This window comes from Pseudofrankia saprophytica, assembly GCF_000235425.2.
Classification (GTDB): Bacteria; Actinomycetota; Actinomycetes; order Frankiales; family Frankiaceae; genus Pseudofrankia; species Pseudofrankia saprophytica.
Genome location: NZ_KI912266.1, coordinates 781,403 through 793,314, shown reverse-complemented (window position 1 = coordinate 793,314; position 11,912 = coordinate 781,403). Strand labels below are relative to the sequence as shown.

Annotated in this window: 9 protein-coding genes and 1 tRNA gene; 3 read left to right on the top strand and 7 right to left on the bottom strand. The window is 72.5% G+C overall.

Annotation, left to right across the window (positions count from 1 at the left end; genetic code table 11):
- Positions 1–55: 55 nt before the first annotated feature.
- Positions 56–3,604, bottom strand: a complete 3,549-nt coding sequence (locus FRCN3DRAFT_RS0203525; RefSeq protein ID WP_007508755.1) for an ATP-binding protein — start codon at positions 3,602–3,604, stop codon at positions 56–58.
- A 132-nt stretch (positions 3,605–3,736) separates the two neighbouring features.
- Here FRCN3DRAFT_RS0203525 and FRCN3DRAFT_RS50985 point away from each other — a divergent pair, with 132 nt between their 5' ends.
- Positions 3,737–5,599 carry a hemerythrin domain-containing protein gene (locus FRCN3DRAFT_RS50985; RefSeq protein ID WP_007508756.1) on the top strand — a complete coding sequence of 621 codons (1,863 nt, stop codon included), beginning with the start codon at positions 3,737–3,739 and terminating at the stop codon, positions 5,597–5,599.
- A gap of 224 nt (positions 5,600–5,823) precedes the next feature.
- Here the strand turns inward: FRCN3DRAFT_RS50985 and FRCN3DRAFT_RS0203515 are convergent, their stop codons facing one another.
- Together FRCN3DRAFT_RS0203515 and tatA are read right to left on the bottom strand one after the other, a co-directional pair.
- A complete protein-coding gene (locus tag FRCN3DRAFT_RS0203515; RefSeq protein ID WP_007508757.1) occupies positions 5,824–7,038 on the bottom strand; it encodes an amidohydrolase family protein in 1,215 nt (404 codons plus the stop codon).
- A 935-nt stretch (positions 7,039–7,973) separates the two neighbouring features.
- Positions 7,974–8,312: a Sec-independent protein translocase subunit TatA gene (gene tatA / locus FRCN3DRAFT_RS0203510; RefSeq protein ID WP_007508758.1), complete on the bottom strand. Its 339-nt coding sequence runs from the start codon at positions 8,310–8,312 to the stop codon at positions 7,974–7,976.
- A 741-nt stretch (positions 8,313–9,053) separates the two neighbouring features.
- Between tatA and FRCN3DRAFT_RS0203505 the strand changes: the two genes are divergently transcribed.
- Positions 9,054–9,126 (top strand) — tRNA-Arg (locus FRCN3DRAFT_RS0203505).
- Positions 9,127–9,217: 91 nt separating this feature from the next.
- Here the strand turns inward: FRCN3DRAFT_RS0203505 and FRCN3DRAFT_RS0203500 are convergent.
- The 3 genes from FRCN3DRAFT_RS0203500 to FRCN3DRAFT_RS0203490 all read right to left on the bottom strand — a co-directional run bounded on the left by FRCN3DRAFT_RS0203500 (position 9,218) and on the right by FRCN3DRAFT_RS0203490 (position 11,288).
- Entirely contained in the window at positions 9,218–10,534 is a 1,317-nt protein-coding gene (locus tag FRCN3DRAFT_RS0203500; protein ID WP_007508759.1) for a tyrosine-type recombinase/integrase, read from the bottom strand.
- Positions 10,534–10,743 (bottom strand): hypothetical protein, encoded by a 210-nt coding sequence (locus FRCN3DRAFT_RS0203495; RefSeq protein WP_007508760.1) that lies wholly within the window; start codon positions 10,741–10,743, stop codon positions 10,534–10,536. Before FRCN3DRAFT_RS0203495 ends, FRCN3DRAFT_RS0203500 begins: the two co-directional genes overlap by 1 nt.
- Positions 10,744–10,991: 248 nt before the next feature.
- On the bottom strand, positions 10,992–11,288 hold the full coding sequence (locus FRCN3DRAFT_RS0203490) for a hypothetical protein (RefSeq protein ID WP_007508761.1): 297 nt from the start codon (positions 11,286–11,288) through the stop codon (positions 10,992–10,994).
- Between the two features lie 162 nt (positions 11,289–11,450).
- Between FRCN3DRAFT_RS0203490 and FRCN3DRAFT_RS0203485 the strand changes: the two genes are divergently transcribed.
- Positions 11,451–11,651 (top strand): helix-turn-helix transcriptional regulator, encoded by a 201-nt coding sequence (locus tag FRCN3DRAFT_RS0203485; protein ID WP_335341664.1) that lies wholly within the window; start codon positions 11,451–11,453, stop codon positions 11,649–11,651.
- Between the two features lie 45 nt (positions 11,652–11,696).
- Here FRCN3DRAFT_RS0203485 and FRCN3DRAFT_RS0203480 read toward each other — a convergent pair whose 3' ends face one another.
- On the bottom strand, positions 11,697–11,888 hold the full coding sequence (locus FRCN3DRAFT_RS0203480) for a helix-turn-helix domain-containing protein (RefSeq protein ID WP_007508764.1): 192 nt from the start codon (positions 11,886–11,888) through the stop codon (positions 11,697–11,699).
- Between the last annotated feature and the right edge of the window lie 24 nt (positions 11,889–11,912).

Sequence of the window (11,912 nt, the reverse complement as noted above, 5' to 3'; positions counted from 1 at the left end):
CGGGGCCGCGGCGCTCGGGGAACCGATCCGGACCGCGTCAGCCACCGCTTCCGCGTCAGCCGACCGCTTCCGCGCGTTCGCGAGCGCGGGCCGCGAACCGGGGCATGTCGAGGCGTTCGTGGACGGCGATCGCGGCGCCGAGCTCGCGCCGCGCGCGCTCACGGTCGCCGAGGATGGCGGCGAGCGTGCCGACGTAGAGATGACCGGAGCCCATGCAGACGCCGCCGGGCGCGAACACGATGACAGCGTCGGCCCACGCCTCCACCCGGTCGAGCAATGGCCGGGCCCACTCACGGGCGCGGGCGCTGGACCGGGCGTGCCAGCACCACTCCGTCAACAGGATCAGCGAGCTCGTGGCCACCGGGCCGGAACCGAGCGCGGGAAGGCCCGGCCGCAGGACGGACGCGAGGGCGGCGAGCGAGTCGCCGATGTGGCCGGCCTGTGCCAGCCCCAGGCCACGGACGATCAGCCAGCCGGCATGGTCCGTGGGCGGCGCTTCCTCGGGCCCGGGCAGTATGTCGGCCAGCGCGCCGCCCTCCCAGGCCACCATCCCGCCGATCGCCTCGACCGAGGTGCGGGCCACCACCGCCGCCTCCGGGGAGGCCACGAGCAACGGCGAGAACACCGACTCCGCGGCCTCGATCGCCTCGTCGAGCCGGCCGGACATCAGGTCACGCATCGCCCGCCACCAGGCGGCGACCAACGTGAAGTCGTCGTAGCGCAGACGGCTCGCCGTGGCGGCGAGCAGCCGCGCCTGTCCGTCCGCCCTTTCCAGCTCGCCGAGCTCCAGGAGGGTCAGCGCCCGCAGGTGGGTGACTGTGAGCCGGGCGCCGACGTCGTCACCGGCGAGCTCGCCGAGCCGGTCGAGCACGGCCAGCCGCCGGACCGCCAGGTCTGGCAGCCACCAGGTCAGGAACTGCGCGAGCAGCACCATCTGCTCCAGGCCATGGACCTCCGCGAGGTCGGCGCTGGCCCACGCGGTGGCCCCCGGGCCGACCTCCACCGCCGGGCTGGACGGGGACGGTCCATTGCCCGCCGCGGGTCGAGGCCGTTCGGTGGTCGCGTCGAAGGCCGCCTGGGCCGCGGCCAGATGGCGTCGCGCGCGCTCCACATCGCCCGCCAGCGCGAACCGCGCGGCGCACGCGGCGTCCAGCGCGCCGGCGACCGCCGTCCCGAGCCCCGGCAGTTCGCGCGCGACGGTGAGCAGCGCGCGCAGGTCGGGGGATGTCTCGCCGGCCATCGACCAGTAGCCGGTGACCGGCCCACCCGATCGTTCCAACGCGGCCAGGGCGGCGAGATCCACCTCGCCGGCGAGCAGCGCGTCGTCCTGGGTGCCGGCGAGCAGGGCGTCGGCCTCGGCGAGCCGGCCGGCACGGCGCAGCGCCCTGCCGGCCGCCAGACCGAGCCGAACGCGCAGCGGCGCGTCCGCGGCTGGGGCACGTTCGAGCCCGCGGCGCGCCCAGCCGACGGCGCCGTCGAAGTCCGCGACGGCGAGCGCGGCCGAGGCGGCGGCGAGCGCGGCGGCGGCGGCGCGCGGATCATCGCCGCGCAGCAGATGGTCGGCCACCGCCTGCACGCCCGCGCCGCGGGACTGGAGGAGGTCGGCGCACCGCCGATGCCAGCTGGCCTGAACCCGCGGGGGCGTGCGCGCCGCCAGCCCCTCCCGCACCAGCGCGTGCGCGAAACGCACCACGCCGGGCTCGTCGACGACGAGCCCGGCGCGCGCGGCGACGTCGAGAGCCTCGTCCAGCCTGCCCGCGTCGGCGACCGCCGCGACCTGCCCGGCGACATCCGCAGGAACGTCCTCGCCGAGCACGGCCGCGACGCGCAGCAGCCCGCGTGCCGGTTCGCCCAGCTCGGCCACCCGCGAGCTGACGACGTCGACCACCCGTTCCGGGAGGTCGGCCGCGGGCCGGCCGGCGGCGACGAGCCGGGTGAGCTCGGTCATGAAGAAGGCGTTGCCGCCGCAGCGTTCGGCCACCAGCGCCGCGACCGCGCCCGGGTCGTCCCACGTCGCGCCGGGCACCACCGCGGCCACGTATTCGGCCACCGCCGCCGGGGCGAGCGGCCCGACGCGCAGGTGGTCGCCGGGAAGCCGCCCGAGCGCGCCGAGCGCGGCGACGACGGGATCGTCGTCGCTCCGGTCTCCGCCGGAGCGTTCCGCGCCGACAGGCTCCCCGGCGCCGCCCAAATAGTCGTCGCGCACCGTGGCGGCGAACAGCGCGGGCCGTCCCGCGAGCTCGCGGACCACGATGGCCAGCACCCGCAGCGAAGCGGCGTCGGCCCACTGCAGGTCGTCCACCACGATCACCGTCGCGCGGCCGCTGGGGGCATGGCTGGAGCGATCATCGGCGCTGACCGCCGCCGTGACCGCGAAGGCCCAGGACCGCGTGGAGGCGTCCGGCGGTGCCGCCAGCTCCGGGAACAGCCGCCGCCACAGATCGTAGGGCGGGGCGTCGTCACCCGGGTGACAGCGGACCCAGCGCGGCCGCGCGAGCCCCGGCGGCGCGGTGGTGCTGGGCGACGGCGCAAGCAGCTCCGCGAGCAGCCGGGTCTTGCCTGCGCCGGCAGGCCCGGACACGACCAGCGACCGGGCCCCGGCCTCGGCTCCGCCCCGACCCCCGCTCCCGCTCCCGCCCCCGGCATCGGCATCGGCATCGGCATCGGCTGGCAGCGTGGCGAGGACGGTGGACATCCGCTTCAGCTCGGCCGCCCGCCCGACGAACGGTGACACCGGCCGGGATGACGGCACCGTGATGACCGGCCCGCCGGTGGTGGCGGTCGGCCTGCCGGCGGCGTCGGCGACCGGCCGCCGGCCTGGCCACCAGCCCGGGGCCGCCGCCGCCGGATCCGCGCGTCGGACCGCGGTCTCGACGGCTCGCAGCGTCGCGCCGGGGTCGAGACCCAGTTCGTCACGTAGCAGGCCGCGCACGCGCGTGAGCGCGGCAAGCGCGTCCGCCTGCCGGTCCGCCCGGTAGAGCGCCAGCACCCGCATCGCCCACAGGCTCTCGCGCGTCGGCTCGGCGGACACCGCGGCCGCCAGCTCGCCGAGCAGCGAGACATGATCGCCGAGATCCAGCCGGGCGAGCGCCAACCGCTCCGTGACGAGGCGCCGCTCCTCCCGTAGCCGGCCCGGTTCCTCTGGCAGCGCCTCGTCCAGGAGGCCGCCATAGGGCTCGTCGCCGTGCCACCGGGCCAGCGCGGCCCGCCCGGCCGCGGCGGCGAGATCCGGGCGGCCGGCTCTCAGCTGTACGTCGAGCGTCGCCGCGTCCCGGTGGAACGCCGCGGCGTCGAGCTGACCCACCGGGTCGGTCAGCACCAGCTGGTAGCCGACGGATCTGGTGACCAGCAGCTGGGCTCGCGCCGCCGGAACACCGGGCTCCAGCCGGCGGCGCAGCCGGGAGATCCAGCCCTGCAGGGTCGTGGCCGCGGTCGCGGGCGGCCGCCCGGACCAGAGTTGGTCGGCCAGCCGGGCCGGCGACAGCGGAGCCTCCCGCTGCGCGACCAACAACGCCAGAAGGGTGGCCGCGCGGCCGGTGCCCAGGTCCAGCTCGCGATCCTGGTGGTCCCGCGCCGTGACGGCGCCCAGCACCTCGAATCGCATGGCGCCACGGTAGCGACGCGGCCCGCGGGCGTCTGGCCGGTCGGCATCAGCAGCGCGGTACCAGGGGACGTCACCAGGTCCGTACCAGGACGTCACCAGGTCCATACCAGGCACCGCGACGACGGTCGACCCATGACCCATACAGGAACGGACACCGCCTCCCAGCGCCCGAACCCGTCGCCCCGCGACCTCGGCGCCTCGTTCATCCATGACCCCGGCGTCCCGCCGGCCGCCGGCTCCGGCCCTGGCGTCGCGTCGGCCGCCGGCCGCGCCCAACAGGGCCAGGCAGCCACCGGCCGGCGTCCGCGCCGCGAGGTGGTCGTCTTCCTCGCCACCACCTTCGGGCTCACCGCCGCGAGCACGTGCGTGGCGGTGAACCAGTCCGTCGATGTCAGCCATCTCGGCGATGCCTCCGCGCTGGGGCAGGCGGCGATGTACGGCCAGGCGGCCTGGCCTCTGGTGGGCGCGGCGGTCGCGCGTCTGTCGGTCGCGGGTCTGCCGGTACGGCGTCCTTCGGCACAGCGTCCGTCGGTACGGCGCCGGCCGGATGGCCGCGGCTCCGCGGGCTGGGACTGGGGCTGGCGCCGCACCTCGGCGCGTGCCCTTGGCCTCGCCTGGGCGTACGGCGTCGCCTACCCGCTGCTGGCCGGGATCCTGTTGTGGCTCACCGGCCTCGGCGGCTTCGACGGCGCGAAGCTCGCCGGCGGCTTCAACCTCGACGGGCTGCCAACCGGGCCGGGGGCGGCGCTGGCCATCCTGCTCGGCGTGACCGTCGGGTGTCTTCCCTACCTCCTGCTCGCGGTCGGGGAGGAGGTCGGGTGGCGCGGGGTGCTGCTGCCACACCTGGCCACCAGCAACTCGCCTGCGCGGGTGGTGCTGCTCGGCGGCCTGATCTGGTCGGCCTTCCACCTTCCGATCATCATCGTGCTGGGCGGCACCCCGGATGGAGTGCCCACACCCATCGCGGCGGCGCTGTTCGCCGTGGCGCTTACCGCCCTGGGCTCGACGCTGGCCTGGCAGCGGCTGCGGTATGGGCTGTGGCCCGTCGTGGTCACGCACGCCGCGGTGAACGCGACCCTCTACCTGGTGGTGGCCCCGGCGACCGTGGACCGGTCCGCCACCGGCTGGTTCGGCACCGAGACGGGGCTGCTGCTCGCGGCGACCTCGGTGGCCGCCGCGGTGTGCTGGGCGCGCCGGGCGCCACTACGGCCCTCGGCCGCCGGGGTCGTCGTCGCGGCCACCCGCGGCACCGCGTCGAACGCCAGCACGCCGGCTCACTCGTCGGTCAGCCCCATACAGGTCAGCCCCATACCGGTCGGCTCCGCACCGGTCGGCTCCGCACCGACGGATGACGGGGTGATCGACACGTCGGACATGTTCGTCGTGCACGCGATGTTCCGGCACCAGCTCGGGCTGCTGCCCGACCTCGTCCGTGATGTCCAGCCCGGCGACAGCCGGCGGGCCGGCGCGGTCGCGGACCACCTGGAACTGCTCCTCACCCTGCTGCACGAGCACCACGCCGGCGAGGACCGGGTGCTGTGGCCCCGGCTCACGGAGCGGGAGCCGGCCGCGGCCACGATGGTCGTCGCGGCGCGGGACCAGCACGACGCGGTGGCCCGGCTCGCAGCGGAGGCCAGACGGACGGCCGCCGCCTGGCGGCCCGGCGCGGGCCTGGCGGCGCGCGACAAGCTGGCGGGTCTGCTGGAGGATCTGGACGTCACCGTGGAGGAGCATCTCGACGACGAGGAAGGCGAGGTCGTGCCGCTCGCCGCCCTGCTGCTCACGGCGAAGGAATGGTCCGAACTCGGCCAGGGCGGCTCGGTGAGACTCTCGCCCCGCCAGGTGCTGCTGTCGCTGGGCATGATCGAGCAGGCTGCCGGGCCGGACGGTCTTGCCCGGCTCACCGCGCAGATGCCGGCCATCGCCCGCCCGCTGGTCGTCAGGCTGGCCCGCCGGGCGGCTCGCCGAACCTTCCTGACCCTCGCTGCCCGCTGACCAGGACGCTTGTGCGCTCCGACCGGTGCCCGGCTTCGGAGACCGACGCGGAAGGCGGAAGGCGGCCGAGACGGTCGAGGTGGAACGCGGTTGAGGTGGAACGCGGCCGAGACCGAGCGCAGCTGGGGGCCGGGACGGCGACATGCCGTTGGCCCCACCGCCAAGTCCTGGGCGGTGGGGCCAACGGCCGTCGGCTAGTTGTTGCTGCTGGATGGCTCCGAGAACTAGGCCGCCACCAGCTGGGCCTGGGCGTCGCGGAGGGCCTTGTTCGCGTTCTCCGGGAGGGCGCCGAGGGGCGTGGCGACCTCCTCGACCGTCGGGCCGTGTTCGGCGGCCAGCGGGGCGAGGGCGTCGAGGTCGAAGTCGTAGAGCTTCGCCGCGTTGCCGGCCAGGATGTCGCGCACCTCGGCCTCGGGCAGGTGGTGCAGCACCTGACGGATGGCCTCCAGGGTGAACGGCGACGTGCCCTCGTCGTGCGGGTAGTCGCTGCCCCACATGAACCGGTCGTGCCCGATCACGTCGCGGGCGGCGATGTCGGCGGGACGGGGGAAGCTCGCCCCCGACCAGCAGCTCTGCTGCCAGTACTCCGTCGCCGAGCGCGGGATCGCGTCCTCCTTGCGGTATTTGAGCTCACCGATCGCGCCGCCGCGGATGCTCTCCAGCACGCCGTCGAGCTGCTTGAGCAGCGGCGGGATGGCGGCCGCGGACGACTCGGTGATGACGAACTTCAGCCGCGGGAACTTCTCGAACATGCCGGCGAGCAGCAGGTGGACGAACGGCCGCATGCCGTAGAAGCCCACCTCGCTGATCATGAGCGCGGGGGTGGCCGCGTAGCGGCCGTAGTTGGGCGACCCGGTGCCGCCGTGCAGGTTGAGCGGGATCTCCAGGTCCTGGATGGCCGCCCACAGCCGGTCATACTCCGGGTCGTAGAGCGGCTTCACCCACTTCACATCGGGCGCCACGTTCGGCAGCAGCACGCCGCCACGCAGGCCATGCTCCTTGATCCAGGTGATGTCCTCGATGGCGTCGTCGATGTCGTTCAGGAAGAACTGCCCGACGCCGGCGCGCTGTGCCGGCTTGCGGGCGCAGAAGTCCGCAAGCCACCGGTTGTGCGCGTGGATGCCGGCGCGGCGGTGGCGGTATTCCTCGGCCGTCGGCGGCCCGGCGAACAGCACGAAGCCCGGGTAGAACGGCGGCACCGTGTTCGGGAAGATGACCTCGCCGACGACGCCCTGGGAGAGCTGGTCGCGGTCGCGCCGGTCGTCATCCCAGTTGCGGACCCTCAGGTCGGTGTCACGCAGGTCCTTCCACGGGTTCTTGTACCTGCCGCGCCAGGCGTCGAAGTCCTCCTTGAACGACGGGTCGAGGTACTCGCGGTAGGTCTCATGGCTCGCACCCGCGTGGGTGTCAGCCGAGATGATCGTGTACCGAGCGGCCACGGGCACCTCCCTGGTCTGGTGAGCGGGACGTACTCATAATAGAATGTGGTTTCAGTCTGACGTGTCAAGGAGACCTCGTCCGGCGGGAACGCGACCTTGGTCTCCTTGGCTGGCGTTCCTGGCCGCCACCGGATGCCACGGCCCAGGTGGGACGCTGCCCTGCAACGAAGTTCTTCCCTCGAACGAAGTTCCCCTGGGGGCGCCGTCCACGCGGATGCCTTGGAGGCGAGCGCTGACACCGGCGAGGACGGGCGCACGCGGGCGCATGCGGGCGCGTGCGGGGGGCGCGGGGGCACGCGGGCGGGTCGGGCGTGGGCGTTGTGGTGCCGTGGCGGCAGGAACCGCTCGGTCCGCGACCATGATCGCCGCGGATGTGTCGCCACAGTCGCGATCTGGTCGGATCCGCAACCGCGGCAACACGAAGGTAGTGATCTACCGGCTGCGTGCTGCCAGTGAACGTTGGCGGAGGCGGCAGCGACGGCAGTAGACCTGGCCGTCAGCCGTCAGCCGTCAGCCGTCAGCCGTCAGCCGTCAGCCGTCAGCCGTCAGCCGTCAGCCGTCAGCCGTCAGCCGTCAGCCGTCAGCCGTCAGCCGTCAGCCGTCAGCCGTCAGCCGTCAGCCGTCAGCCGTCAGCCGCTACTGGGTTGTGGGGCGTGCCACCGGCTGTGGGGAAGCGATTCTGGCCAGGACTGCGCAGCGGCACCGCCGCATCAGGAGCTTGATCGTCGGTTCTGTATCGAAATCCGAACTGGCGAGGGCTCGGAGTTCGGATTTCGATACAGTCGTCGCGATCTTCCGTGGTGACGGTCGGGCGAGCGAACGTCGCCGGAGCGCGCGATGGTCGCCGAGCTGGATTCGCCGAGCTGAATCGATGACGTCACGTCGTAGGCGCCGTGTTCGGTCGCGCTAGGCGGCCGGCCATTCCGGGCGTGAAGTTAGCTGGCGCTGTTGGCCTTGTCGGCCACCGCGGCGGCCTTGGTGGCCTCGACGGGGTGGCTGGCCGTGGCGGTGGTGGAGACGGGCGCCGGGGCCGCATCGCCGGCCGGCGACGCGGCGGCTGCCGCGATGGCGGCTGGCAGGGTGGCAGCTGGCGGGGTGGCCCCGGCCGGGGCGGCGGCCGGGGCGGCCTCGTCGCCCATGGCCTTGACCTCGGACTTGAAGATGCGCATGGAGCGTCCGAGCGAGCGCGCGGCCTCGGGCAGCTTCTTCGAGCCGAACAGGACCAGCACCACGACCGCAATGATGATCAGTTCCGGTGCGCCCAGATCTGGCATGTGCGCGGCTCCTCCCGCTCGCGGACCGGCAAAAACGCCAGTCTGCAACTGATGTTACGGCTTCGCCGGGCGGCATGGCGCATGGGCACGAAGCCTCTCACTTCTCGTGGGGCCCTCATGCTGAAATCCTGACAAGGATCATCCAGCCGCGAATAGATGATCGTCGGACGGGCGGCGTCACCTAACGAAAGCCGGAGCAAGAAACCTCATTGCTGCCGGCTTCTTGTCCCGAAAGGCGAACGTCCGGTGCCAGGGATCGGTGCCTTACTACGGTCGCCCTATCGATCCCTTATGGTCCCTGGGAGTCGATCCCCTATGGTCCCTGGGAGCCACCGCCGTCCCCATCGCCGCGATGCGCGGCCGTCTCCGCTCACGCCCCTTATGGGCAGCAACGGCCATCGGAACCTCGTCCGGTGCGGCGATCATCTACCCTCTCCCGGCGATCATCGCTGTCGTCCGCCCGTCCGCCCGTCCGCCCGTCCACCCGTCGCGCGGCACTCCGCCCAGCGGCCTGACGCGCAGGTCCGCCTCGGCCGACAGGTCGAACACCTCCCGAAGGAGATGCCTGGGCGCTGCCGCGCCTGGTCACCCCCGCAGGCTCCCGGCGCGTAGGCCTATCAGATCCCTGTCCGGCCTGGGCTCCGAGAACCCCGTCTACCGGTTCGATCGCCGCCCCGTCCGTGCTGTAAGCTGCTTCCAGTCAGCCGCTAGGAGCGGCCGACACCGCTGGACCCGCAAGATGCGCTCGTAGCTCAACGGATAGAGCATCTGACTACGGATCAGAAGGTTGGGGGTTCGAGTCCCTCCGAGCGCACGTCTGGTCGAGACAGGTCAGAGCCCCGCAGCAGCCGCAAGGCAGCGCGGGGCTCTGCTCTTTGACAGCCAAGTTGACAGGCTAGGGACTGTCAGCCCGCTTCCGCCCTGTCGTCCGGGTCGCTCGGCTCGTCGTCCTCCTGGTCCTCGGCGTCGTCCGCCGTGTCGAACCAGGCATCGAGCTTGGTCGCCGCGTCGCGGCTGACGTCTTCGACCATGTCGACGTAGATGTCCATCGTGGTCGAGAGCATCGTGTGGCCGAGCATCGCCTGAATCTGCTTCCAGTCGACGCCCAGGGCGTAGGCCATGGTCGCGGCGGTGTGGCGGAGGGCGTGCGGGCCGAGGTGGCGTAGGCCCGCCTCTTTACACAGCGCGGCCAGGTGCGTGTTCAGGGCGCGCGGTTCCTGGTAGCGACCAACGGTGTTGGGGAAGATCAAGCCGTTCTCCTCCCAGCGCTTGCCGGCCGCCTGTCGTTCGGCCGCGAGGTGGCGCCGGTGTGTCTTCAGGACGTCGATGCACTTCCCGGGTAGTGCGATCGTCCGCTGGCCGGCGCGGCTCTTGGTCGGCCCGACGATGAGGCCCTGGACGCCGCGAACGCGGGTCACCTGGAGTTCGACGCGGAGGGTGCCCGCGCTCTCGTTGAAGTCGCGCCAGCGCAGCGCGAGCACTTCACCGCGTCGTAGCCCGACCATCGCGAGCAGGACGTAGACCGCGTAGAACCGGGTCGGTTCAGCCGCCGCGAGTAGTTGGAGACCATCGTCACGGTTCAGCGCCGAGACCTGACGCCGTGGCTTACGGGCCTTGGGGACGCGGACCGTCTTCGCGACGTTGCGGGATGCCTTCTCCGTGATGACCGCTTCGTCGAGTGCCTGAGAGATGATCGTCCGCAAGGTGCGCATGGTCGACGTGCTGTAGCCGGCTACCGCCTTGCCGTTCAGGAAGCGCTGCACGTCCTCGTGCTTGAGGTCGACGACGCGGATCTTCCCGAGGCCGGGCCGGACGTGGTTCTCGACGTTGTCGCGGTAGCTGGACTTCGTGGACAGCGCGCGCTCGGACGGCATGACCACCTCGTCGAGCCAGTACGTCAGGAAGTCGCCGAACCGCGCGGGGCGGTCAAGATTCGCGACGCCGTCGGCCTGAGCCTGCCGCGCCTCCTGCTGGGCCGCGATCGCTTCCTCTTGGGTCTTGAAGTAGCGCGGTACCTTCTTGCGCCTGCCGTTCACGATGCCGTAGTCGATCTCGACGACCCAGCGCTTCCGATCCTCGCGCCAGAACACCGAACCCTCGCCGTGTGCACGGCGGTTGCGCCGCGTTCGTTCTGTCGAGGTCTGGTCGGTGTCAGTGCTGGCTACCGAGTCCTGGTTGGTCGTCTCGTCGCCATCGCCGCGGCGTGCCTTGCGCGCGGCCATCACGCCACGTCCAGCGGGTTGCCGTCGGGCCACTCGAAGTGATCGCACCAGGGGCAGCCGTACGGGCTGTCTTCCATGTCGCAGGCGAATTTCGTTTCGCCGTCGGGCTGCGGGTAGCCGACGCCCTGGCCGAGCGCGGCCCGGTCGAGGTGTTCGTGAAGCGCCTGCGCGGGGGTGATGCGCGGTGGGGTGGGCGTGTTTTCGGGCATGGTCGGTTCGGCTCCTTGCCGGAAGAGAGCGGACCGGATCACCGGGCGCGTCTACCGCTGCCGGGTGCCGGTTGGGGTTCCGTTCTCTGGGCGGAGGAGGGTCTGTCGGGGCGCCGGCCGCGTCCAGGGCGCTGCGCGTCGCTGCGCGATCGGCCTTCGGCCGACCCTGGACCCGTCCGACACCCCGACAGCTGGAAAGGCCGCCAGAGAACGGAAGAAAAATGGGGGTGGTGCAGGCAGGGGTGCCGTTACGGGCGGGAGACGCCTGCCGCTGCCGGGTCCGTCGAGGGCGCCACGCCCGCGGGTACGAGCGCCGGGGTGCCGGGCAGGTGCCGGAAGACGAGGACCACGTCGATGTCGCCGAAGTGCTCGGTGAAGAAGGCGTCCGGCGGGAGGTCCGCGAGGATCGCCACCAGGTCGCCGACGTCGGCGCCGGGGCGGATCGTCAGCTCGTGGCCGGTGTCGGTCGTCTGCGTCGAGACGAGCGGCGAGTCGTCACCAGGGGTGCGCCACGCGCCAAAGCCTCCGGAAGAGAAAATGGGCATAGGGCTTCGCTCCTTGTGGATGCAAGGGGTGGGGTCTCAGGTCCCGGTTGGGTGTTGGCGCACCCGCCGGGACCGCCTTTCCGTTCAGGCACTTGACGGTTGCCTAGTGCCTTGGTGTCGAGTGTGGATGCCGGGTAGGCAACCGTCAAGTACGGTTCTGGTGTGCATCACCTCATGGGGGCCGCCGAGGTCGGGAAGCGGCTGGGTGTGAGCCGGCAGCGCGTGAGCCAGATCGCCGGCAGTGACCCGACGTTCCCGAAGCCCGTTGCCGATCTCGCCGCCGGCCGGATCTGGCGCGCGGAGGACGTCGAGCGCTGGATTGCCGAGCATCGGCCCGACCTTGGACCAGCCGACGCCGGGTAGCGATCGGCGTTGGAGGTCCGCGCGCCTGCTGTGGCGTAGCCCGTGTCATGCCGCCGTGCCGTTCTGGCCGCCGCGGAGCCGGCCGATGTAGGCGAGGAGTGCGTCGTGGGGGATGCGTCTGGCGCGGCCGATGCAGATGGATTCGAGTTCGCCGGTGGCGAGGAGTTCGTAGACGGTGGAGCGGCCGAGGCCGAGTTGTTCGGCTGCCTCTGCGGGGGTCAGTAGGAGCTTGGTCACGGCGGTCTCTCCCGGGCGCGAGGG

Coding starts and splice junctions, on each gene's coding strand:
- FRCN3DRAFT_RS0203500 (WP_007508759.1), bottom strand. CDS start 10,534: ATGGCCGCGCGCAAGGCACGCCGCGGCGATGGCGACGAGACGACCAAC.
- tatA (WP_007508758.1), bottom strand. CDS start 8,312: ATGCCAGATCTGGGCGCACCGGAACTGATCATCATTGCGGTCGTGGTG.
- FRCN3DRAFT_RS0203525 (WP_007508755.1), bottom strand. CDS start 3,604: ATGCGATTCGAGGTGCTGGGCGCCGTCACGGCGCGGGACCACCAGGAT.
- FRCN3DRAFT_RS0203490 (WP_007508761.1), bottom strand. CDS start 11,288: ATGCCCATTTTCTCTTCCGGAGGCTTTGGCGCGTGGCGCACCCCTGGT.
- FRCN3DRAFT_RS0203495 (WP_007508760.1), bottom strand. CDS start 10,743: ATGCCCGAAAACACGCCCACCCCACCGCGCATCACCCCCGCGCAGGCG.
- FRCN3DRAFT_RS50985 (WP_007508756.1), top strand. CDS start 3,737: ATGACCCATACAGGAACGGACACCGCCTCCCAGCGCCCGAACCCGTCG.